24 protein-coding genes and 1 tRNA gene are annotated in these 22694 nt (G+C 45.2%); 13 read left to right on the forward strand and 12 right to left on the reverse strand.

Features of this window, described 5'->3' with window-relative positions; translation table 11 throughout:
- The first annotated feature begins 54 nt into the window (after nucleotides 1-54).
- From THEIN_RS00960 to THEIN_RS00985, 6 genes are read left to right on the forward strand one after another with little or no spacing between them, the layout of a single operon-like run.
- Entirely contained in the window at nucleotides 55-432 is a 378-nt protein-coding gene (locus THEIN_RS00960) for a chemotaxis response regulator CheY (protein WP_013906823.1), read from the forward strand.
- Nucleotides 432-1256 carry a hypothetical protein gene (locus THEIN_RS00965; RefSeq protein WP_013906824.1) on the forward strand — a complete coding sequence of 275 codons (825 nt, stop codon included), beginning with the start codon at nucleotides 432-434 and terminating at the stop codon, nucleotides 1254-1256. Before THEIN_RS00960 ends, THEIN_RS00965 begins: the two co-directional genes overlap by 1 nt.
- A 3-nt stretch (nucleotides 1257-1259) precedes the next feature.
- Nucleotides 1260-1439 carry a hypothetical protein gene (locus THEIN_RS00970; protein WP_013906825.1) on the forward strand — a complete coding sequence of 60 codons (180 nt, stop codon included), beginning with the start codon at nucleotides 1260-1262 and terminating at the stop codon, nucleotides 1437-1439.
- A gap of 2 nt (nucleotides 1440-1441) precedes the next feature.
- The gene (locus THEIN_RS00975; protein WP_013906826.1) at nucleotides 1442-1828 is read left to right on the forward strand and encodes a DUF6115 domain-containing protein; all 387 of its coding nucleotides are present in this window, start codon (nucleotides 1442-1444) and stop codon (nucleotides 1826-1828) included.
- Nucleotides 1829-1830: 2 nt separating this feature from the next.
- Nucleotides 1831-2643: a hypothetical protein gene (locus tag THEIN_RS00980; RefSeq protein WP_013906827.1), complete on the forward strand. Its 813-nt coding sequence runs from the start codon at nucleotides 1831-1833 to the stop codon at nucleotides 2641-2643.
- Nucleotides 2636-3067, forward strand: coding sequence for a HEPN domain-containing protein (locus THEIN_RS00985; protein WP_013906828.1), 432 nt, complete (start codon nucleotides 2636-2638; stop codon nucleotides 3065-3067). Before THEIN_RS00980 ends, THEIN_RS00985 begins: the two co-directional genes overlap by 8 nt.
- A 19-nt stretch (nucleotides 3068-3086) precedes the next feature.
- Here THEIN_RS00985 and THEIN_RS00990 read toward each other — a convergent pair whose 3' ends face one another.
- Nucleotides 3087-3533: an RrF2 family transcriptional regulator gene (locus THEIN_RS00990; RefSeq protein WP_013906829.1), complete on the reverse strand. Its 447-nt coding sequence runs from the start codon at nucleotides 3531-3533 to the stop codon at nucleotides 3087-3089.
- 411 nt (nucleotides 3534-3944) lie between these two features.
- Here THEIN_RS00990 and THEIN_RS00995 point away from each other — a divergent pair, with 411 nt between their 5' ends.
- The 6 genes from THEIN_RS00995 (at nucleotide 3945) to THEIN_RS01020 (ending at nucleotide 10857) form a co-directional block, all read left to right on the forward strand.
- Nucleotides 3945-5300 (forward strand): sensor histidine kinase, encoded by a 1356-nt coding sequence (locus tag THEIN_RS00995; RefSeq protein ID WP_013906830.1) that lies wholly within the window; start codon nucleotides 3945-3947, stop codon nucleotides 5298-5300.
- 177 nt (nucleotides 5301-5477) lie between these two features.
- Nucleotides 5478-5954, forward strand: a complete 477-nt coding sequence (locus THEIN_RS01000; protein ID WP_013906831.1) for an FKBP-type peptidyl-prolyl cis-trans isomerase — start codon at nucleotides 5478-5480, stop codon at nucleotides 5952-5954.
- Nucleotides 5951-7177 carry a cofactor-independent phosphoglycerate mutase gene (locus THEIN_RS01005; RefSeq protein ID WP_013906832.1) on the forward strand — a complete coding sequence of 409 codons (1227 nt, stop codon included), beginning with the start codon at nucleotides 5951-5953 and terminating at the stop codon, nucleotides 7175-7177. Before THEIN_RS01000 ends, THEIN_RS01005 begins: the two co-directional genes overlap by 4 nt.
- Nucleotides 7177-8805, forward strand: coding sequence for an L-aspartate oxidase (gene nadB, locus THEIN_RS01010; protein WP_013906833.1), 1629 nt, complete (start codon nucleotides 7177-7179; stop codon nucleotides 8803-8805). The genes THEIN_RS01005 and nadB overlap by 1 nt, the downstream gene beginning before the upstream one ends.
- A 340-nt stretch (nucleotides 8806-9145) precedes the next feature.
- Complete coding sequence (locus tag THEIN_RS01015; protein WP_013906834.1) at nucleotides 9146-10513, forward strand: ammonium transporter; 1368 nt, start codon at nucleotides 9146-9148, stop codon at nucleotides 10511-10513.
- Between the two features lie 5 nt (nucleotides 10514-10518).
- Complete coding sequence (locus tag THEIN_RS01020; RefSeq protein ID WP_013906835.1) at nucleotides 10519-10857, forward strand: P-II family nitrogen regulator; 339 nt, start codon at nucleotides 10519-10521, stop codon at nucleotides 10855-10857.
- A gap of 466 nt (nucleotides 10858-11323) precedes the next feature.
- Here the strand turns inward: THEIN_RS01020 and THEIN_RS12430 are convergent, their stop codons facing one another.
- Together THEIN_RS12430 and THEIN_RS12435 are read right to left on the reverse strand one after the other, a co-directional pair.
- Nucleotides 11324-11704: a prepilin-type N-terminal cleavage/methylation domain-containing protein gene (locus tag THEIN_RS12430; protein WP_013906836.1), complete on the reverse strand. Its 381-nt coding sequence runs from the start codon at nucleotides 11702-11704 to the stop codon at nucleotides 11324-11326.
- A gap of 235 nt (nucleotides 11705-11939) precedes the next feature.
- The gene (locus THEIN_RS12435) at nucleotides 11940-12317 is read right to left on the reverse strand and encodes a prepilin-type N-terminal cleavage/methylation domain-containing protein (protein ID WP_013906837.1); all 378 of its coding nucleotides are present in this window, start codon (nucleotides 12315-12317) and stop codon (nucleotides 11940-11942) included.
- A gap of 1054 nt (nucleotides 12318-13371) precedes the next feature.
- On the opposite strand from THEIN_RS12435, the gene hflX reads away from it, so the two are divergent.
- Nucleotides 13372-15051: a GTPase HflX gene (gene hflX, locus THEIN_RS01035; RefSeq protein WP_013906838.1), complete on the forward strand. Its 1680-nt coding sequence runs from the start codon at nucleotides 13372-13374 to the stop codon at nucleotides 15049-15051.
- Between the two features lie 136 nt (nucleotides 15052-15187).
- On the opposite strand, the gene truB is transcribed toward hflX, so the two are convergent.
- The 9 genes from truB to THEIN_RS01080 all read right to left on the reverse strand — a co-directional run bounded on the left by truB (nucleotide 15188) and on the right by THEIN_RS01080 (nucleotide 22681).
- Nucleotides 15188-16117: a tRNA pseudouridine(55) synthase TruB gene (gene truB / locus THEIN_RS01040; protein ID WP_013906839.1), complete on the reverse strand. Its 930-nt coding sequence runs from the start codon at nucleotides 16115-16117 to the stop codon at nucleotides 15188-15190.
- The gene (locus tag THEIN_RS01045; protein WP_013906840.1) at nucleotides 16114-17073 is read right to left on the reverse strand and encodes a DHH family phosphoesterase; all 960 of its coding nucleotides are present in this window, start codon (nucleotides 17071-17073) and stop codon (nucleotides 16114-16116) included. Before THEIN_RS01045 ends, truB begins: the two co-directional genes overlap by 4 nt.
- Nucleotides 17066-17413, reverse strand: coding sequence for a 30S ribosome-binding factor RbfA (gene rbfA / locus THEIN_RS01050; protein ID WP_013906841.1), 348 nt, complete (start codon nucleotides 17411-17413; stop codon nucleotides 17066-17068). Before rbfA ends, THEIN_RS01045 begins: the two co-directional genes overlap by 8 nt.
- 2 nt (nucleotides 17414-17415) lie before the next feature.
- On the reverse strand, nucleotides 17416-17706 hold the full coding sequence (locus THEIN_RS01055; protein WP_013906842.1) for a DUF503 domain-containing protein: 291 nt from the start codon (nucleotides 17704-17706) through the stop codon (nucleotides 17416-17418).
- A gap of 6 nt (nucleotides 17707-17712) precedes the next feature.
- On the reverse strand, nucleotides 17713-20457 hold the full coding sequence (infB, locus tag THEIN_RS01060; protein WP_013906843.1) for a translation initiation factor IF-2: 2745 nt from the start codon (nucleotides 20455-20457) through the stop codon (nucleotides 17713-17715).
- Complete coding sequence (locus THEIN_RS01065) at nucleotides 20450-20755, reverse strand: YlxR family protein (protein ID WP_013906844.1); 306 nt, start codon at nucleotides 20753-20755, stop codon at nucleotides 20450-20452. The genes infB and THEIN_RS01065 overlap by 8 nt, the downstream gene beginning before the upstream one ends.
- Nucleotides 20756-20757: 2 nt before the next feature.
- Entirely contained in the window at nucleotides 20758-22044 is a 1287-nt protein-coding gene (gene nusA / locus THEIN_RS01070) for a transcription termination factor NusA (RefSeq protein WP_013906845.1), read from the reverse strand.
- 13 nt (nucleotides 22045-22057) lie between these two features.
- Nucleotides 22058-22525 (reverse strand): ribosome maturation factor RimP, encoded by a 468-nt coding sequence (locus THEIN_RS01075; RefSeq protein WP_013906846.1) that lies wholly within the window; start codon nucleotides 22523-22525, stop codon nucleotides 22058-22060.
- An 80-nt stretch (nucleotides 22526-22605) separates the two neighbouring features.
- Nucleotides 22606-22681 (reverse strand) — tRNA-Gly (locus THEIN_RS01080).
- Nucleotides 22682-22694: the final 13 nt, after the last annotated feature.

The following is a 22694-nucleotide window of genomic DNA, read 5'->3' on the forward strand; positions in this document are numbered from 1 at the left end:
ATCGGGACGCTGGCCGATAAGTAACAAAGAATCAAATTTAAGGAGGTTGATTTTATGGATACCAACATGAAAGTACTAGTGGTAGATGATTTTGCTACCATGCGCCGCATTATCAAAAACATTTTGCTTCAACTCGGTTTTAAGAATATCATTGAAGCAGATGACGGAACCACAGCCTGGGAGATCCTTAACAAAGGAGAAAAGGTGGATCTTATAATATCTGACTGGAATATGCCCAAAATGACCGGTATTGAACTACTAAAAAAAGTAAGAAGTGATGATCGCTTTAAAGACATACCTTTCTTGATGGTTACCGCCGAGGCCCAGAAGGAAAATATTATTGAGGCGGTTAAATACAAAGTAAGTCAATATATCGTTAAGCCGTTTACACCTGAGACTTTGCAAGAAAAACTGAAAAAAATCTTTAACTAATGGCTGAAGAACAAAAAGATTTAGAAAACAAGACACCTGAAGACCAAGATGACCCCTTAGCCGAACTTTTAGTAGAAGACGATGAGGGAGAGCAAGAAGCTCCCTCATCGGAAAAGCCTTCAGAAGAAGCCCAGGAATCGAAAGAAGAGCCAAAAAAAGAAAAACCTTCTCCGCCAGAGGAAGACCCTCTGGCTAGTCTTCTCGACGAAGAATTGCTAGAGGAAGAAAGTGAAGAAACTTCTGACACCAAAGAGGATTTACCAAAAGACGAGGACGAGGACGAAGACAAAAACGAAGTCGAAGAAGAATCAACTTCTAGCTCAGGTATAGTTTGGTTAGTACTTGCCATTTTGACCCCAGCTCTCATATTTTCAGCTGGAGTTTTTACCTTTTTTAAACTTTACCGAAAGCCTATAGCCACTATTTCTCAGGAAAAACCAATTAAAACCGAAGCACCTCTTCCTAAAAAAACCGAACCTGAAGCACCGCTGGTATCCTCCCCTATTGCGGTTGAAACTCGAAAGATGCTCCTCTTAAAAAATTTTCTCATCCCCTACCGCAAAACAACCGGAGAAAACGTCTTTGTTAAAGCTAAAGTTATACTCTATTTTGCTAACAAAAGAGATTATGAGATTGCCAAACGAAACGAACTACTTTTTAGAGAACATCTTTACAGACTCTTACGAAATGTCCCCCTTTATGTATGGGAAAACCCAAGGGGTGAAGAAACTATCCGAAAAGAGTTTTTAGATTATTTGACAAAGAAAAAAATTGCTGATGTAGTACCAGTAGATGCCAAAATAACTGGCTACATTTTAAAATAAATTATGCCTGATGAATTGAAAGGGGTTTTTTCTATAACTTCTGTGGTTATGCGGGTTGACGAGGCGTCTAAGCGTTTGCCTGACCGTGAAAAAAGAACTTTTAAAAAAAATAAAAAGGAAGAAAAGAAAGAGTTTAAAAATTCGAAACAACTTAAAGGAAAGATTATTAACATTCGTATATAAACATGTTTGATATAACGCTTTTTTTCTTATTTCAGGCCATCTTCGATTTAATTCTTTTGTTGTTGCTTTTTCTGCTTTATCTACAACTAAGGCGCCTGGGCCGTATTCCCCTTGATGAAGTAGAGAAACGATTAAAAGCAGCTAATGAACTATGTGAGAAACTTTCGGAAAACCTGGCTCAGAAAAAAGAACTTTCAGAAAAAATTATAACTGCTCTTGAAACAGGTGCTGATGCCTGGGAATCCACACGGAAGGATGCCCAAGATATAAAAAGCAAGGTTTATGAAATGGCTAAAAAAGGTCTTGATGTTTCTGAAATCGCCAAAAAAACCGGACTTCAGGAGGGCGAGGTAAATCTTATTTTAGCCGTTAAAAAAGACAAAGTTTAACCATGATCACTCCACCGGTTAGATTTTCAGCACCATTAAGTTTACGACAATTACCCGAAGGTTTTATTGAACAATTAAAACCTGGCCAAGTAATTACCGCTAAAATAGAAACCATAGAGGGACGACTGCTAAGCCTTTTTATTGGCAAGGAAAAGATAGAAGCTCTACTTTCAGAGCAGGTACCTTTACATCTTTTAAAACCGGGACAGGAAATAAAATTAAAGGTAACTTCTTTAGGGCCTCCCTTAGTCCTTTCTCTTCTTTTTGAAAAGGCCCCTGTCAAAGAAAACTTTTTGCCTGTCCTGGGCAGGCTCCTTCAAGGTTTAAGAAAAAAGATTTCTGACGACGAACACCTGCCTCTGCCTAAAGAAAAAATATTAGAAAGTCTTTTTTTAAATTTAATCAAAAAACACGGTAACGATGATAAAGGCCTCCAAAAACTAAGCCACCAAGAAATTCGCGACTTTTTGATTAACCATTGGCAAGAAGGACAGTTTTTAATTCCTTTTATTGTGGGGGATCAGGTTTCCTGGGGGTATCTAACTGAAGAGGAAGATACCCCAAAAAGAAAAAAAGAACGAGTCTTTGTATTAGTGATATTTCTTTCTCGTTTAGGCCTTATGGAAGCCAGGTTTTGGAAGCATCAGGGAGGCATTAATATCGAACTTAGTTTCGCCAGAGAAGAAGCCTTTAAAGAGGCTCAAAAGGCCCTTTCCAGCTTAAGCAAAATGTTTTCAGGTTTTGAGAAGCAAGTTATCATAAAGAATAATAGACTTTCAGCTCCACCTGGGCAAATTTTAAGGCTAGATGTTTAAATTTTTAAAACGCAAAGGGAAAGAACCTGTTTTAGAATCTCAGAAACCTTCCTCATGGTTAGAAAGCTCCTACAAAGATCTAAAACGCGCTGAAGAGCTCCTTGAAAAGGATCCTGATCTTTCTGCTCATCTTGCCTGGCAAGCAGCTCGTAAGGCTTTAAAAGCTTTAGAACGTAAGGCAGGGAAAAGAGTCTCCGCTTCTTCTCTTGAAGAACTTTTTTTTAAGTTTCCAGAAGGACAAAATGCCCCTAGAACAGTAAGAGAAGCGGTAAAATTTTTAGATTTATTTAAGCGATTAGCTAAACATGAAGATATATTCCAAGAGGTTTCCATGGGCCTTGGCCCTTTAACCCCTTATGATGCTAAACGAGTAATCGATGCTGCTCGGCTAGTTATTAATCACCTGGAACACCGGCTTAGATGAATTCAGCTTAAACCCCAAGTTAATCTTTTAAAGGACATTCTGGACTTGGTTGAGACTCATCTTCCATTTTTTTTAGTAAGTCTGCCAGGGTAATCCCCTTTAAACACTCTTCAATATTTTTGGTAAGAAGAGCCCACACATCGCGGGTAGGACAGGTATCACTGTGCTCACAAAGTTCTGGTTTTATAACGCAGGGAGTTAAAGCCTTAATTCCTTCAAGAACAGAAACTACATCCCAGACGGTAATTTCTTCAGGCGGGCGAGAAAGAATATGCCCCCCTTTTGGCCCCCTGATACTTTTAATAAGCCCGGCTTTTTTTAGAGGGATAATAAGCTGTTCAAGATATTTTACAGATAGATTTTGCCTCTTAGAAATCTCCCCTATTTGAAGGGGCCCCTGGTGGTAATGCTTGGCTAACTCAAGCATCATACGTGTTCCGTATCTACTCCTAGTGGTTATTTTCATGGTACACTCCTTTTTAGGATAAATAATATATTGAGACTTTTGCAAAATTCAAAAAAACAGAGAATAGATCACCACGGCGACACCGGCACCTAGCGACAGAGATTGCTTCGGCTGCTAACGCAGCCTCGCAATGACTCGCTCCCGTTGTCACGGCTAGGAGCCGATAGGGAGATCCCTTTGCTGCACTCGGGACAGGTAAAGCAGTCCTTAGTATATTTTCAGTAGCCATCAGCCATCCAACATGTAGTCACTGCGAGCCCGTATGGGCGAAGCAGTCTTTTAAATAAGAATATTTTGCAAAAGTCTCATACTTTTGATAGAAAATATAATATATTTGGAAAGTCAACAATAATTTTTAAGAATTACTTATTCCTAATTGGAATTTTTTTGATTTTTAATTAAATTTTTAGTATGGATACCGGTTTGGAAACCATAAAAGAGCGTCTTCTAGCCAAAAGGAAACAATACGATGAATACGCCTTTACCAAAGAGCAGCTTTACGCCCTCTGGGCGTTTTTTGATTTAGCCCAGGAGTTTGCTTCTATTAAAAATTTTTACCGTCTTTGTGTCTTAATACCCAAAGATTTTTTCAATTGCGAAAGTTTTTTGTACTTAGTAAAAGAGGACAATTCAACAGAACTAATGGCCTCAAGTGAAAAAGGTCTTTTTGATCCCCCCAAAAAAGTAAATATCCCTTTAACCAAAAAATATTTAAAAGATAACAGTCGTCATTTTTTTCCTTTTATAGGCAACCGCAAACTTTTAAACCTTATCCCTGTTAACCATAAAGAAAAAGACTTACTGGGGATTCTTGAAATTATAGCAGATAGTCTTTCACCACAAGAAGTATTTTTTTTCCAGAAATATGCCAATCGCATCGGCTACAGTTTGCATATAAAGCTTGTTATAGATCAAATATTAGAGCACATCAGATTTGTAAATGATCTGGTAGCTGACATTGAACATAATATTATTATTCCCAATATGTATTATCGCTATCTTTACAAACAATTACATAAAAAAATAGATCAATTAAACCAACTTATCTCAAATTTAAGCAAAGAAGAGTCATTTAATCTGAAAAAATTCAGAAAAGATTTAGAAGTCCTTTATGAAGAATTGCTTAGTAGTTACCAACAAATAGAAAAACATTATGAAAACAACAGTCTTTTCCTGGAAAGCCTTTTAAGGCAGGAACACTTCAAAGAAGGCCGCTTTGTTTTGAGACGCAAACCATGCCGTTTTGCTAAGGAAGTAATAGAAACACAGCTTGAACGTTATCGCAAACGTTTCGAACAAGCAGGAATAACTATAGATAATCGTTTGGGAGGAGTACCAGAAGATGAAGAATTCATTATAGCCGTTGACGTGGGGCTCCTATCGCAGGTTTATGCCAATCTTTTTAGCAATACCCTGAAATATGCTCAGGAAGTCACCGATGAAAAAGGAAAAAAAGTAAAATTTATTTCTTTCGGACGAGAGATAATATCAGATTATTTTGGCCCCGGGCGTGATGGTATTAAGTTCAACGTGTTTAGCACCGGCCCTCACCTAAGTCCAGAAGAAGCTAAAAAACTTTTTGAAGAAGGTTGGCGCGGGAAAAACACCAACGGCAAACCAGGCTCTGGAAGGGGGCTTTATTTTGTAAGAAAAATTATTGAACTCCACGGAGGCGTAGTTGGCTACGAACCCACCCCCATGGGCAACAATTTTTATTTTATTCTTCCCTTAAAGGCCGTACGTCACACAAATGGTGAATTAAATTAGGGGCTTGGGCAAAAAGCCCTGCGGGCTTTCCTTAGGGATTCTACCCCTGAAACCCCCAAAAAAATCTGGAGGCTTGGGGGACCCCCCAAGGCCATGCCTTACAATGCTTAAACGGAAATCAGGGATTGACTGTTATTTAAGTGAGATTATTCTCCAGATAGATAAAGGGGGGCTATCTTGGACAAAAAAGACGCTTTGGTAATAGAGCCTGGGGATGAAATTCTCATACGCTATCGAGTCTTAGCCAATAAAGAAGTTGTTGACACTTCTCAAGAACCAATTGTACTCAGAGTGGGAGAAGGAAAATTTATGCCCATAGTGGAAAATGCCCTTGTAGGGCATAAAACCGGGGAACGAGTTATTGTGTTAGTTTCTCCTGAAGAACATTATGGAAAATACGACCCCAAAAAAATCCAGGTGGTCCCCTCTGAAAAAATACCTGAAGGAACAAATCCTGGTTCAATAGTAAAAATACAAGACGAATACGGCGTAGTGCATCCTGCCATTCTAAAAAAAGTTGAAGAAGGCTTGGCCGTAGTGGATTTTAATCATCCCTTAGCTGGTAAGACCCTTCGTTTTGAGGTAGACATTTTAGGCATAAAGAAAAAGGACTCTTCCTCGGAAGATCAGGAAGAAGCAAGGGGGGAGCAATGAAATATATAGTACTTCTTGGCGATGGCATGGGAGACTTCCCTTTAAAAGAACTCGAAGGGAAAACGCCTCTTGAAGCGGCCTTGACCCCTGGTATGGATTTTATAGCCCAGCACGGCGACCTTGGCCTGGTACAGACTGTTCCTCCAGGGATGGAGCCAGGAAGCGATGTTGCCAATATGTCCCTTATAGGCTATCGCCCTGAGTATCAATATACCGGCCGAGGGCCTATTGAGGCGGCAAGCCTTGGTTTGAGCTTGCGCCCTGAGGACGTAGCCTTTCGCTGCAATCTGGTTACCATAAAAAAAGTTGATGACCACTACATCATGTATGATTATAGCGCCGGCCATATCTCCACGGAAGAAGCCCATGTTCTTATCAAAGAGCTAAACGAACACCTTTCCAGTGATAAGCTTTTTTTGCATCCCGGCAAAAGTTATCGTCATATTTTAGTCTGGCGGGGTGGCCCTGAGGGTATAAAGACGTATCCCCCCCACGATCTTTTAGGTAGAGATATATACGAAGCCTGGCTGGTTTATGAAAACGAGCCAATTTTGCGAGATTTTCTTTTAAAAGCCATGGCTTTTCTGGAAAAGCATCCCATTAATATAAAACGCAAAGAAGAAGGAAAGCCCCCGGCTAATGCCTTATGGCCCTGGGGCCAGGGTAGGATGCCTCGGCTAGAACCTTTTGAAGAAAAATGGGGGCTTAAAGGCGCAGTAGTAGCCGAAGTTGATTTGATAAAAGGCCTTGGTGTTCTAGCTGGGTTAAGAATTATAAATGTCCCCGGAGCCACAGGTTATCTTGACACCAATTACGAAGGCATGGCCATGGCCGCTATTGAAGCCTTAAAAGAAGACATAGACTTTGTATTTCTGCACATAGAGGCCCCTGATGAAGCCAGCCACGAAGGCTCTCTTGATTTGAAAATCAAAGCCATCCAGGATTTTGATCGTTACGTAGTACGTACGGTGCTAGAAGAAGCAACCGCCCAAATAGGAGAATACCGACTCATGGTGGTCACTGACCACTATACACCTATATCTTTGCGCACCCATGCTTCAAGGCCGGTACCTTTTGCCATCTATGATTCTCGCCATCCACAGATAAAACGTAGCCAGGGTTACAACGAAAAAGACGCCTCAGAAACCGGCTTATTTTTTAAAACCGGCGAGAAACTTCTTAGCCTCTTTCTGGAAAGGGAACCGCGTCTTCCTGAGGAATAATGGCTAAAAAAACAGATTTTCTAATAATCGGGTCAGGGATTGCTGGGTTTTCCCTGGCCCTTAAAGTAGCCAAACTGGGAAAAGTTACTATCGTAACCAAAAAGCGAGCCGTAGACGCTAACACTACTCTAGCCCAGGGTGGTATTGCCTGTGTTCTGGCAGAAGATGACTCTTTCGAATTACATATTGCCGACACTTTGAAAGTAGGAGATGGCTTGGCCCAGGAAGATGTAGTCTCTTTGGTGGTGTGCCAGGCACCTGACCGGATTAAAGAACTTCTTGATTTAGGGGTCCCTTTTACCCGGGATACCAAAGACCCTTCAAAACTTCACCTAACTTTAGAAGGTGGGCATAGCAGGCGGCGCATTGTTCATGTAGAAGACCACACTGGCCGAGAAGTAGAACAAGTTTTACTCTCTTACGCCCGCAAGCATCCTAACATTGAGATACTTGAAAACCATTTAGCGGTAGATCTCATTACCCTTTGTAAGGTTTACCGTGGCTGCCCGCGAGAGGTCTTAGGGCACGAGAGATGTCTTGGAGCCTATGTCTTAAACGCTCAAACAAACGAGATAGAAACATTTTTGGCCAAGGTTACAGTGCTGGCCACTGGAGGGGCAGGAAAGGTTTACCTTTATACCAGCAATGCCGACGTGGCCTCAGGAGACGGTATAGCACTGGCCTATAGAGCCGGTTGCCGGGTGGCTAACCTTGAATTTGTGCAATTTCATCCTACCTGTCTTTACCATCCTAAAGCCAAAAATTTTCTCATTTCAGAAGCGCTGCGCGGAGAGGGAGCCATTCTTCTAGATCCTTTCGGTAAACCTTTTATGCATAAATATGATCCAGAAAAAAAGGAACTCGCTCCCCGGGATATCGTCGCCCGAGCCATTGATTTTGAACTTAAAAAAACCGGAAAAGAATGTGTTTACTTAGATATCTCTCACAAACCGAAAGATTTCATAATCAAACGTTTCCCATATATTTACGAGACCTGTTTGAAATTAGGCATTGACATTACCAGAGAACCCATTCCCGTAGTTCCGGCGGCCCATTATTTTTGTGGCGGTATCGTAACCGACCGCTTTGGCCTTACAGACATAAAGGGCCTTTACGCCCTGGGAGAGTGCACTTGCACGGGTTTTCACGGAGCTAACCGCCTGGCGTCTAACTCACTTTTAGAAGGCCTTGCCTTTGCCCATCAGGCGGCGGTTCACCTAAAAAAAGAGTGGCCTCTTTACCAAAAGTTTGAACCTCCAGCCGTGCCGGACTGGGATCCTGGAGGCGCGGTGGATATGGAAGAAAAGGTTCTTATTTCCCACAATTGGGACGCCATAAGACGCCTTATGTGGAACTACGTAGGGATAGTGCGTACTGAACAGCGACTTCGGCTGGCCCAAAAAAGGCTCAACTCCATTCTTGAAGAAATAGAAGCCCACTACTGGGACTATATTCTAACTTCAGACTTTATTGAATTAAGAAATCTGGCCCACGTGGCCAAGCTAGTTATTGAGTGTGCTATAAGACGCAAAGAAAGCCGGGGCACTCACTTTATGGTAGAGTATCCCCAAAAGAACGACGCTCTTTTTCGCAAAGATACTATCCTCTGGCGGGCCCGAGAATCTTAAATCTCTTTATTTTTGATCACGGTAAACTTTTTGACCAGTCATTGCCAATCCTATAGAGTAGAACAATCTCCAGGAAAAACCCTAAGAATTTAAGCATTTCCGAATCCTGCCTGGCTTAAAACAAATTTTGTAATTTTTATCACTTTTCGCGTAAACTAAATTTACATTTTTGATTATTAATGTTTTGTTCGCCGCAAATATTTGTAACATTTTTGTATTTTTATAGAGCATACACAGAACTTTACTCCTTAAACTTCCTTGAAATTGTTAATGTTTCAGATTATGGCATAACAGTTGCATTTTTAAAAATTAAAAGATTTTTTTAAAGGAGGTCAGGAGTATGGGTAGATGGCGTTTTTTTCTGGTTTTATCTTTCTTTCTTTTTGTGTTGGCCACCGGGGTGGCCTTAGCAGGGGATCCCACTGGAGCAGCTACTCTTAAAGCTGATCCAGGGGCTCCGGTAGACTATGTATGGGTTCTCGTATGTGGTTTTCTGGTCATGTTTATGCAGGCAGGTTTTGCCTGTGTGGAAGCAGGTTTTTGTAGGTCTAAAAACACCACTAACCTTTTCACTAAAAACCTGTTGGACTTTGTAGCCGGCTCTCTAGCGTTTTGGGCTATTGGTTTTGCTATTCTTATGGGGAAAGACTGGCACGGTCTTATTGGCACTTCTGGGTTTTTCCTGGCCGGAGACAACTATGATGTAGGAACTTATTTATCATTCTTTTGGCAGATGGTCTTTTGTGCTACCGCAGCTACAATAGTTTCAGGGGCTGTAGCTGAAAGAATCAAGTTTAAGGCCTACTTGCTTTACTCTATCGCTATTAGCGCGGTTATCTATCCTATTTACGCCCACTGGGTATGGGGTGGTGGATGGCTGGCTAATTTAAAGTTCGGTCTCGGGCACCTTGATTTTGCCGGTTCCGGTGTAGTTCACGCAGTGGGTGGAATCGTTGGCCTTGCTGGTGCCATAGTCCTCGGGCCTCGGTACGGCAAATTCGGCCGAGATGGCAAGCCGCGGGCTATTCCCGGCCATAACATTCCTCTTGCTGCCTTAGGTGTTTTTATACTCTGGTTTGGTTGGTACGGCTTTAACCCCGGTTCTACTTTTTCTGCTCACCATTTGCGCATTTCAGTAATAGCAGTCAATACTACCCTTGCGGCTTCGGCAGCCTCTCTTACTGCCTTACTCATTGTTCTTTGGAAAACAAACAAATGGGACCTTGGTATGGCTTTAAACGGAGTCTTAGCCGGATTAGTCGCGATAACCGCTCCCTGTGCCTGGGTAGAATCCTGGGCCGCAGTAGTTATTGGCATTATTGCTGGTATTATTATGGTAGCAGGAGTTTATTTACTTGAAGCCTTGAAAATTGATGACCCGGTAGGTGCGGTACCTGTACACGGTTTTAACGGCTTATGGGGACTTATTTCCGTAGGTATTTTTGCCGACGGCACTTACGGAAACTATTCAATTGATCCTCCTTTTGTTAAAGGACTTCTTTATGGTGGCGGTGTGGACCAGTTGATTGCCCAGATTATTGGTGCTGTAGTGCTCTTTATCTGGGCTTTCGGGGCTGGTTATATCCTTTTCAAAGTCCTTGATATTCTTATCGGTATCCGCATTGATCCCCGTGAAGAAATTCAAGGTGTGGACATTGTGGAACACGGAACCCCAGCTTATCCCGAATTTTATGTAATTAGGAGGTAGTAATCATGAAGGAAATAAGAGCCATAATCAGGCCAGAAAAATTACAAGACGTACTTGATGCCCTTGAAAAAGCCGGGCATCCGGGAGTCACCGTGGCCCAGGTAGAAGGCCACGGGCGCCAGGCGGGTCTGGTAGAGCAATTCCGCGGCCGCGAATTCAAAGTAGATTTGCTCCCTAAAATGGAAGTACGGGTAGTTTGTAAAGACAGTGATCTTGAAAGGCTTTTTAAAGTAATTGCTGACGCAGCCCGCACAGGAGAGATAGGAGACGGAAAGATTTTTGTCTATGACGTTGTTGACGCCATGCGCATAAGAAGTGGCGAGCGCGGCGAAGCCGCCATTTAATCTAGCTAGCTATAATTGTTTTAAAAGGCCCTCTGGATAGCCAGGGGGCTTTTTTTGTTGATTTGTAGGGTGAATGAGTTGAGGAGTTGATGAAACTGCTTCGTCTGTCCCGAGCGCACCGAAGGGATCTCCCTACGGCCTCCTCGCCGTGACAAGTGTGAAGCTCGCAGTGACATGTGAAGCTCCTCGCAGTGATAAGGGGGGCATTGCGAGCCACGACCCTCTATTTCGTCATTGCGAGCCATGAAGTGGCGAAGCAATCTCCCTTCCTTTACTGACGATTGCGATGAGCGCTGATAGCCGGCACCACTCAACTACTCAACTACTCAACCAATAACCAACTATTAGAAAACCTTCTTGAGGAGCCCTAAACCTTTAACCTGTACGGGCTACAGTGGCCAATGCTAGCGGGGACATTGCAGGCGACAAAAAAACAGTGAAGTAATAATTTAGCGCAAGGCTAAAATTAAGCCGGATCACAGGTAATGGTATTAGTATCTGTATGGGCTGTACACTGCACAGCATGGCCTTTAACCTCAAAATTAGTAGTGCTTAATGACGATAGATTTCCATTGTCATCTAATTCTATGGTAACTGTTTCAAGACCATTATCACCCTGCAACTTACAGGTATATTCCGTTTTAATCTTGTCAGCATACTGGGCCATAGCTTCCGATAAGCAAGCACTTAGAACTGCCTGAACATTAGCAGCAGCTACTTTTTTTACATATTTATTGTACTGAGGAATAGCGATAGCGGCCAAAATTGCGATAATAGCCACGACAATCAAAAGCTCAATTAAAGAGAAACCCATCTTTCTGTGGTCTTCCCTTCTTTCTCTAAGCATTTTTAAACCTCTATTTAGGCTTGTTTTAGGCTGCTTCGCTTTACCCGGAGTGACCTGGATACTACTTCACCTCGTTTCGAAACGCAGCAAAGGACTTTCTAAACAAGACCATTTTGGAAAATCTTGAGCCCTCTCTGCAAGTTTGCACTGGCCATACTGGCGGTAGCGTTAAGCAAACCAAAAAGGCCATCGCTAAATTAGCGACGGCCTTTAAATAAGCAGACAAAAATTAATATTAACTAGGCTCACAAGTAATAGTGTTAGTATCTGTATGGGCTGTACAAGTGACATTGTGGCCTTTAACGGTTAATGATGTATCAGAGATACTATCCAAATTACCATCAGCATTTAAAGTTATGGTAACAGGGGAAGGACTTGTATCTTGCAAATTACAGGTATAGGTGGTGGTCCCGTTATCTGCAAATTCGGCCATAGCCTGCGATAAGCATGCGCTTAGAGCTGCTTGAGCATTACCTGCAGCTGCCTTTCTTACATACTTATTGTACTGCGGAATAGCAACAGCGGCTAAAATAGCGATAATGGCCACGACAATCAAAAGTTCAACCAAAGTAAAACCCTTCTTTCTATTGTCCTTTCTTCTTTCTCTAATCATTTTCAAACCTCCTATTTTTTTATTTTTGTTTTTAGACTGCTTCGACCTCTAGCGAGGCCTCGTCCTCTTCTTTGTCATTGCGAGGCTGCGTCAGCAGCCGAAGCAATCCCTGTCCCGAGCGCTAGCGAAGGGATCCCCTGTATTCGGTAGAAACTGCTTCGTCGGCACTTCGTGCCTCCTCGCAGTGACAAGGGGGATAGCCCTTCGCCGTGACGGTAGGGACAGCCCCTCGCCGTGACATCCTTCACCACTCACCCACTCAACTACTCAACTACTCAACCAACCCTTATCCTGAGGTGGCCACCTCGTTTTCTTGTTAATTTTATTATGCAAGGTGTGTGCCATGTTTGATCTCCCTCGTTTTTGCTTTCTAAATAACTTTATCGGAGAGAGGTTGAGGGGGCTTTAAAATGCGTGGATGCGTTGAGGGGACTGATTCGTCGGCACTTCGTGCCTCCTCGCAGTGACAAAAATTGGCAGTTAAGTGAAAATTTTTGGCAGTGAGTAAGTTTAGTGGTTTAGTGGTTGAGTTGTCGAGTGGTTGGGAAAAGTTCTAAAGTGTAAGGCTGGGGTTTAGCCTGCCCTTATGTAGCCTACCTATTTTATTAAATGTTTTGCTAGAAAAATTTCTAGCGTCAAAGCCCTTTCTTCTTCAAAGTTCTGACTTATATTATAATTAAAATGTTTTTGCAAAAGGCTTTACTTAAGAGACTGCTTCGCCCATACTGACAAAGGTAGTAGGGCTCGGGGTGACAAGGAAGAGAAAAAACTCGCAGTGACAAAGTAGTAGGGCTCGCGGTGACAAAGGTAATAAAGGCTTGCAGTGGTAACGTGGCAGTTATAGAGAGCCACGTCCCTCTATCTCGTCATTGCGAGCCACGAAGTGGCGAAGCAATCCTCGTCCCGAGCGGTAGCGAAGGGATCCCTGTTGTAAGGCACCAACAGCCGAAGTAACACTCTCGCGAGGGGCGAGGGCGGCGCCATGGTGCTATATTTTGCAAAAATTTCAATTAAATTTTAGAGCCGAGGAGGGCGTAAAACTCCCTAAAAATTTATGAGCAAAACTTTATACGGAAACACCTCAGGTTTAAAACCAAGCCAGATTAAGCGCCTTGAAAGGCTTTATCGCCGGCGGGTAAGCCCATCACAAATCATTTCCCACGAACTAAGCAAAGAGCTCGCGGCCCTTTCCCACGAGCTTAATCGTCAGCTCGGTATTCTCATCAATCGCCGCGGGGAGATAGAATTCGTCATCGTAGGTGAGCACGGCCGCATCGTAATTCCGGCCATAACCCGTTATCGTGAAAGTGCCGGAAGGCTAAGAGGCCTTCGTCTGATTCATACTCATCTTTCCCACGAAGGCCTTGACCAGGACGACCTCCTTGACCTGGCTTTCCTGCGTCTTGACCTGATCGGCGCCCTCATGGTGAAAGAAGACGGCTTCCCCGGGAAAATTTACCTGGCCCACCTTTTGCCGGCCGGAGAAAACGGAAGGCATTACGGCTATCTTCCTACGGTTTACCCGTGGGAACTTAAAGAAGATTTCCTCAAGCTAATAAGCTCCCTTGAGGACGAGCTTGAAAGGCAGCGGCCGGCCAAAGAAGTGGCTGACGCCTGCGACCGGGCCATTCTCATAAGTGTTACCACACGCTCAAGGGCTGAGGCCGAAGAGAGCCTGGCTGAGCTCAAGGAGCTCGCCAGAAGCGCCGGAGTTACCGTGCTTGACACCATTATCCAGCGGCGCCACAAAGTTGACCCGCGTTATCTCATGGGTAAAGGTAAGCTTTCAGAGCTTATCATCAGGGCCATGCAGGTCTCCGCTAACCTTTTGATTTTTGACCAGGAGCTTACCCCTTCTCAGATGCGCTCCATCACCGAAGTTACCGAAATGCGCGTGATTGACCGCACCCAGCTCATCCTTGACATCTTTGCCCAGAGGGCCAAGAGCCGCGAAGGGAAAATCCAGGTAGAAATGGCCCAGCTGCGCTATCTTTTGCCACGCCTGCGCAGCCGTGACGACGCCTTCTCAAGGCTCACGGGTGGCATTGGCGGGCGAGGCCCGGGGGAAACCAAGCTTGAGATTGACCGCCGCCGTATTAAAGACCGCATTGCCAGGCTTGAACGTGAGCTGAAAAACATATCCTCGCAGCGCAAACTGCGCCGCAAACGCCGCCAAAGAGAAGGCCTTCCGGTGGTGGCCATTGTGGGCTACACCAACGCCGGTAAAACTACCTTTTTGAATCAGCTCACCAAAAGCGACCTTCTGGCTGAAGATAAACTTTTTGCCACCCTTGACCCGGCCAGCCGCCGCGTGCGCCTGCCAGACGGCTCTTTGGCCATTTTTACGGACACCGTTGGTTTTATAAAAGACCTGCCGAAAGACCTTGAGCGGGCCTTCCGGGCCACGCTTGAAGAGCTTTACGAGGCAGACCTTTTGCTACACCTGGTTGACGCCTCAAACCCCTACTTTGAAGAACACATCCAGGCCGTAGAAAAAATCCTTGAAGAGATGAATCTTGAACACCTACCAAGGATTCTCGTTTTAAATAAAATAGATCTCCTTGATGAGCTTGAAGTGGAGGTTCTAAAAAGGCGATACCAGGCTGAAGCGATATCCGCTCTTGATAAAGAGACTTTTGCTCCTTTGCTTGAAAAAATAAACTTTATGCTACTTCCGCAAAAGAAAAACACCGAAAGAGAAATAGAGTATCAATTTGAATTGCTTTCAAATTAAACAGTTCGGCGATTTGGACGTGCTGAAAATGATCATAATTTAGGACAAATCACCGGCGACACTAGCGTAACTGCGAAAAGCCTAAGCAGTCTCTTCTCACTTAACTTAATGTCAGCTTTCGGAAGCAGGCAACTGCTTAATTAAAAACCCTTAGCATCTTAACCTGGCCAGGGGCGTTTAAATCCTCGGGGTATTCAGCCACGGCCACTAAGTCTCCCTTAGGAGTTATCAGACGTAGCCAGGGAATCCTCGGTTTTTGAGGCACTTTCTGCAAGCGTATCATGTTGACCAAAGAAGCCACGGTAAGAGGCCTTCCCTGGCGAATCTTCTTGGCCAGTTCCTCTCCCACTGTAACCGCGGGAATAAAGGAAAGGGCCTCAGCCGGAGAAATTATATGTTTTTCAACTGAGCCTTCTTTAATTTTTATGTCAAGCTCTTCAAGGGTAAGGGCCTGCTCTAAAGAAAAAGGCCCTTTCTTTAGTCTTCTTAATTCCTTAAGCACTGCGCCACAGCCCAATTTTTGGCCTACTTCGTGTACCAAGGAGCGAATATAGGTTCCTTTGCCGCAGTAAACCCTGAAACGCACCAGAGGAGGAGCGTATTCCAAGGCCTCAAAGGCAAGGATTTCTACTTTTTTAGGCGGTTTTTCTACTTTTAAGCCCTCGCGCGCATATTTATAAAGGGGCCTTCCGTGGAGCTTGGCCGCGGAAAAGGCCGGTGGAGCCTGAGAAAGAACACCTACGAATTCATCAAAAACCCGCTGCAACTCTGCAAGCGAAAGATTAGAAGGCACTTCGTGGCGGGCCACCACCTCACCGGTGGCGTCGTAAGTGTCAGTCTCTAAACCAAGCTCCATTACGCCTTCATACTCTTTATCGCCGTCCAAAATGAACTGGGCAATCTTTGTGCCTTTGCCAATACAAATGGGCAAAACTCCGGTAGCAAAAGGGTCAAGGGTGCCGCCGTGGCCAGCCTTGCGCACTTTTAGCTTTTTCTTAACCTCTTCCACCACTTTGGTAGAACTCATTCCTTCGGGTTTATCAATTATCAACACGCCGTCTTTCATAGAAAAAAGGCCTCCAGTTCTTTGGCTAGCAATTTGTATAAGTCTTCAATCTTTCCCTTGAATCGAAAACCTGCGGCAAAACGATGGCCACCTCCACCAAAACGAGCGGCTAACTCCGCCACGTTTATACGCCCACGGCTGCGCAGACTAACCGTAACTTCTCCTGGTTGGTATTCTTTGATGAGGGCACTTACTTCCACTCCGCGAATAGTCCTAAACATGGTGGCAAAGTCGTCAGAATCGGCCTTTTTGGCCTGGCAGGAAAGGTAATCATCGTTTGAAAGATAAGAAAGAGCCACCCGCCCAGAGGCCTTTAATTCTAGACGAGAAAGGGCCTGTTTTAAAAGACAAAACCGCGAGAGCGGAAAATTTTCGGTAAGGCGCTGAGCTACTTCAGCGGGATTGACCCCAGCTTCTATCAGCTTCTTGGCCATAGAAAAAGTCTCGGCATTGGTTTGCTGATAACGAAAACCTCCGGTATCAGAAAAAATAGCCACGTAAAGATTGGTGGCTATTTCCTGGTCAAGTGAAACACCCATCAGGCCAAGGAGTTTGAAAACTATGGCGGCTGTGGCAAAAGTTATCTCTACATAGCGCCTGGTGCCCAGGGTACCGCTGATTTCGTGGTGATCCAGGACGATTACTTCAGAAAGCCCTGCTACCCAGGCACCGGACTCATCACCCACGCGGCTGGCCTCACCACAATCAAGCACAATGGCCGTCCAGTGGTTCCCCTTTGGCAATTCGTAGCGTATAAGCTCTTTTCCCGGAAGCCAGTCCAAAAAATCAGGTATCGGATCATCAAGATAGGGCCAGACGGTTTTGCCTTGAGCCTTCAAGGCTAAAGTTAACGCCAGAAGAGAACCAATCCCGTCGCCATCAGGATTAACGTGGGTGGCGAGAAAAAAGTGGTCTTTTTCGGTTAAAAGGTTCGCTATCTCGTGAAGACTACTCATGACGAATGCGGGCAAAGAGCTCTTCAAGGCGAGCCTCTTCTTCGGTGCGCTTGTCAGGGATAAAATCAATCTCTGGCACAAACTTGGTATAAAGGCGCTTGGCAATAAGCCGTCTTATATAAGAAGAGGCCCTTTTAAAGCCCTGAGCCACCAGAGCTTCGGCCTCTTCTCCTCCGTGGACCTGGTAATACACCCTGGCGTGTTTTAAATCCGGCGAGACCTCTACCCGCGAGATGGTTATCATCTCTTTAAAGGCCGGGTCACTAATTTCTTCCCGAATAATCTGAGAAATCTCTTCCTGTATGAAGTCCGCCATACGGCGGTCTCGATGTCCTTTCATGGCTACATGTTTATGATGTCAATCTCGGCCTGAATAATTTCAAGCTCGTCAAACTCTTCAATGTAATCAATAACTTTGTCAAGAAGGCTGTTAACCAGACGGCTATCAGGCCCTACGGCGGAAATCCCGATAACCGCCTTTTGCCATAAATCCTGGTCAGCCACTTCAGAGACCGCCAGGTTTTTGAAACGCCCGTTCATTCGCTGAATAAGCTTCTTAACCACCTGACGCTTCCCTTTAAGGGAGCGCGTCTCAGGGATGTGCAAAGAAACCTTAACTACCCCTACAACCATAACTCCTTAAAGCTCTCGTTTTATTTCTACCAGCTCAAAGGCCTCAATTAAGTCTCCTACTTTTATGTCATTAAAGTTTTCAAGGCCAACGCCACATTCATAGCCAGCTACCACTTCTTTTACGTCTTCCTTGAAGCGTTTGAGAGAGGCAATCTTACCGGTATAAATCACCACGTTATCGCGAAGGAGCCGCACCTTGGCTCCTCTTTCAAGCTTGCCTTCCTTCACGTAACAGCCAGCCACCGTTCCCACCTTGGGCACTTTGAAGGTGGCCCTAACTTCAGCCACACCCATGATGCGTTCTTCAATCTCGGGCTCCAGAAGACCACTCATGGCCTTCTTCACGTCTTCAATGAGCTTATAGATGACATCATAGAAACGAATTTCTACTTTCTCTTGCTCAGCTAAGCGCTTGGCCTGAGAAGTAGGCCGCACATTAAAGCCGATAACAATGGCGTCTGAGGCTGAGGCTAGCATGATATCACTTTCGGTAATAGCGCCGATTCCGGAACGAATAATGTTTACCCGCACTTCATCAGTAGCCAGTTTCTGAAGGGAGTCTTGTAAGGCCTCAAGGGTTCCCTGAACATCGGCCTTAAGCACCACTTTGAGCTCTTTGATTTCACCTTCTTTGAGTTTTTCAAAGAGCTTTTCAAGAGACATCTTGGTCTCTTTGGCCGCTTCGGCCTCACGTTGTTTACGGGCCCGGTATTCAGCCACCTTGCGAGCCTTTTGCTCGTCAGGCATGACGATAAAGTCATCTCCCGCCTGTGGCACCTCGTGAAAGCCTAGTATCTCTACCGGTGAAGCCGGGCCGGCCTCTTTCAGGCGACGGCCACGCTCGTCAAGCATAGCTCTTACCCGGCCGTAGGTAATCCCCGCCACAAACGGATCTCCTTCTTTCAAAGTGCCTTCCTGTATGATCACCGTGGCTACCGGGCCGCGGCCTTTATCCAGGCGAGACTCAACAATACGGCCTCTAGCCGGGCGATCCGGCGCCGCCTTAAGCTCAAGCATCTCGGCCTGAAGGAGAACTAACTCAAGGAGGTCGTCAATGCCTATCTTCTTTTTGGCCGAGATTTCCGCATAAAGAGTGTCTCCACCCCAGTCTTCAGGCACGAGACCAAGTTCAGCTAACTCACTTTTTACCCTCTCGGGGTTAGCTTCAGGTTTGTCAATCTTGTTTATGGCCACCACAATGGGTACCCCAGCGGCCCTGGCGTGGTCTATGGCCTCTTTGGTCTGATCCATAACCCCGTCATCTGCCGCCACTACCAGAATAACTATATCCGTAACCTGGGCACCACGGGCCCTCATGTGGGTAAAGGCCTCGTGCCCGGGAGTGTCAATAAAAGTAATCTCCTGGCCATTTTTTAACTTAACTTTATAAGCACCGATGTGCTGGGTGATACCTCCGGCTTCCCTTGAAACCACGTCAGTTTCTCTTATGGCGTCAAGCAGAGTGGTTTTACCGTGGTCAACGTGCCCCATTACCGTAACCACTGGTGGACGGGGCTTTAGCTCATCTGGGGAAGGCGGAGTATATTCAAGTAGCTGTTCTTCTTCAATGGCCGCCTGTTCTACTTCATAGCCGAATTCTGCCGCCACAATAGCGGCGGTTTCCGGATCAATAGACTGGTTGATGGTGACCATGGTGCCAAGTTCCATAAACTTCTTGATAATGTCAGAAGCCTTGACCCCCATGGCCTTGGCGAGCTCGCCCACCTGAATAGACTCGTAAACTTTAATTTTCTTTTCTTTTGGCGGAGCTGTTGGCGGACGTTCTGGTTCTTTCTTTTCTTCTTTTTTAGCAGCTTTTTCTTTCTCCGTGGCCCTGGCTAATTCTTCTTCTTTGGCGAGCAACTCTTCTGTGGGGGCCTCAAGCTCGCGCATGAGCTCAAGCTCTTCAAGTATCTCTTCACGTTCACTCTTTGGCCTGGCCCCGGCGGCCTTCTTTTTGGCCTTTTTACGAAACTCGTCAAGTTCAACAACGTGCTTTTTTCTCTTCTTCTTTTTCTTTTCAGGCTCTTTTTGTGGTTCAGGTGGTGGAGCCGCTGCTTCTTTCTTTGGCCGGCGCTCAAACTCCGTAACTACCCTGCGGCCTTTTTTAGGTTTGGCCGGCCGCTCCGGCTTACTCGGACGCTCAGGTTTAGCCTTTTTAGGCTCAATTACCTCTCTTTTAACCACGCCCACGGTGCGGGCTACCACTTTGGGGCCTCTGACTTTGGGTCTTTCTTCGGAAATTTCTTTTTTGGCTTCTTGGGACCGGGCTTCTTCAGGGGGCAACTTTTCCGCCGAAATTTCTTCGGTAGGTTCTTCAGGCTTGGTTTCTTTAGCCACAAATTCTTCAGGAGTAGCCTTTTGGGGCTCTTCTTTGGGGGTTTCAGCTACTTCTTTTTCTGGTTCTTCTTTTTTGGGCGGCTTTTTGATGACAAGCTTAATCTTTAATTTCTTCTTTTGTTGTGCTTCTGCTGTTTCGGTTGCTTCCTCAGCTTTTTCTGTTTCTTCTTTGGGCTCTTCACGATGACGCCTTACCACTACCTTTTTAGGTGCTGGCGCCTCTTTTTTCTCTTCGGTCTTTACGCTATTTTTAATGAAAGCAAGTTCTTGACGCACAGCCGCAGCTTCCTCTTCACTCAAGGTACTTGAATGACTTTTAACATCGTATCCCATTTTGCGGATTCGCTCGTATAAGTCTTTGGCTTGTATGCCTAACTCTCTTGCTAAGTCGTAAATTCTAACTTTACTCATGCTCTCTTGTTGCCCCCTTCAAAATTACCAGTATTTCGTCAATAGTTTTGGGTGTTATTTCTTTGGCCTTACCCTTAAAGGCCCAGCGCAAACGCTTCTCACCATGCTTAGTCAAAAGCTTGGCCACACAAGCGTCACTTGGACATACATAAGCCCCCCGGCCTGGCCTCTTAGCCTTAACATCAAGCACCACGCGACCTCTCTCATCAAGGGCCAGGCGCAAGAGCTTATGTTTGGCCGTCTTTTTTTTACAAATAATACAAGATCTTTGCGGAACATGCCGCTTTTTTTCTACCATGTTTAGTTTTCTTCTTTTTCAGTTTCCGCCTCTTCCGCCTGAACAGTTTCGCCCTTTTCTTCTACATATTTTTTAGCAGCTTCAATCAAGGCTTGAGCTTCAGTATCTTTTATCTTAGCTATATCTCCCACTTCCTCTACCGAAGCTTGAGCCAGCTCTACTGGAGACTTTATGCCCTTATCGTAAAGCTTGGCTGCAATTTCTTCAGTCATCCCTTCAAGTTTAAGTAGCTCCTGAAAACCCGGGTCCTGACGCCGCATGTACTGAGTTTCACTCATGACGTCTATACGCCAGCCAAGAAGCTTTGAGGCCAGACGCACGTTTTGACCCTGCTTGCCTATGGCGAGAGATAGCTGGTCATCGGGCACGATAACTTCAAGGGTTTTATTGTCTTCGTCAACAATAACTCTGGTGCACTCAGCCGGTGCCAGGGCATTATAGACTAGACGAGCCGGATCCGGGCTCCAGGGAACAATGTCAATCTTTTCCCCCTTAAGCTCCTGGACCACCGCCTGAACCCTTGAACCCTTAAGGCCGACACAGGCGCCTACCGGATCCACATCAGGATCAGTGGAAGTTACCGTCATTTTGGCGCGGCTTCCAGGCTCTCTAGCCACGGAAATGATTTTTACGATACCTTCCTGAATTTCAGGTACCTCAAGCTCAAATAGCTTTCGGAGAAAATCGGGATGCGTGCGCGAAAGTACTATCTGGGGCTCACGCCCGGACTTATTAACTTCTATTATGAGGGCCCTTATCCGGTCGCCACGCTTGTATTTTTCATTGGGGATTTGCTCGGTAACTGGCAAGATAGCTTCAGCCCGGCCCAGTTGTACAATGATATTACCTCTGTCAAAACGGTGCACAAAGCCGCTAACAATCTGGCCTACTTTGTCTTTAAATTCCTGATAAATGAGTTCTCTTTCCGCCCCACGGACTTTTTGGGTAAGAATCTGTTTGGCAAGTTGAGCAGCGATACGCCCCATATCCCGAATATCAACCACAGTGCCTACTTCATCTCCCACCTGGACATCAGGGTCAAGCTCACGGGCTTCCTCAAGAGAAATCTCTGTTTCAGGGTCTTCTACTTTTTCCACTACTTTGCGGAAACGATAAACTTCTATTTCACCTGTCTCTTCGTTGTATTGAGCGTCTATAATAGCTTTAGGGCCAAATTTTTTACGCGCGGCAGCCTTCATGCCCTCTTCAAGGGCCTCTATGATAACCTCTCGCGGAATACCTTTTTCTTTACTAAACAAATCTATGAGTTTTCTTATTTCTCCAGCCATTTTTCTCCCCTCATCAAACGTCAAACTCGTATTTGATGTTTGCCTTCTTTATCTTCCCGTAGGGAAGACGCCAGACCTTGCCGTCTATTTCAACCAGAACGTCCTCTCCCTCATAGCCACGCAAAAGACCGGTAAAATTCTTGCGCCCTTCAATGGGCTCTGACATCTGTATTTTTACTTTATCTCCCGCAAAACGAGAAAAATCTTCTTTCTTTTTAAGAGGCCTATCAACCCCAGGGGACGAGACTTCTAGGTGATAAGCGTGATGGATAAAGTCTTTGGCATCCAGTAAGTCGCTTAAAATCTCGCTAACGCGCACACAATCCCCCAGGTTTACGCCCCCAGGCCGGTCAATATATAGCCTTAAAACCCAGCCCTGGCGCTCACGCTGGAACTCTACATCAACCAGCTCAAGGCCGAGACTCAGAATCACAGGCTCAGCCAATTCCCAAACTTTTTTAATAATTTCTTCCCTTTCCATATCCCCATAACAAAAAAGTGGGCACTTAGGGCCCACTTTTTGAAGAAACCCTTATTTTTAGCCCATAGGGGCTCAATTTCTGGAGCGGGCAACGGGATTCGAACCCGCGACCCTCAGCTTGGGAAGCTGATGCTCTACCAACTGAGCTATACCCGCTCCGATTACGTAA

The organism is Thermodesulfatator indicus DSM 15286, from assembly GCF_000217795.1.
Taxonomy (GTDB): Bacteria; Desulfobacterota; Thermodesulfobacteria; order Thermodesulfobacteriales; family Thermodesulfatatoraceae; genus Thermodesulfatator; species Thermodesulfatator indicus.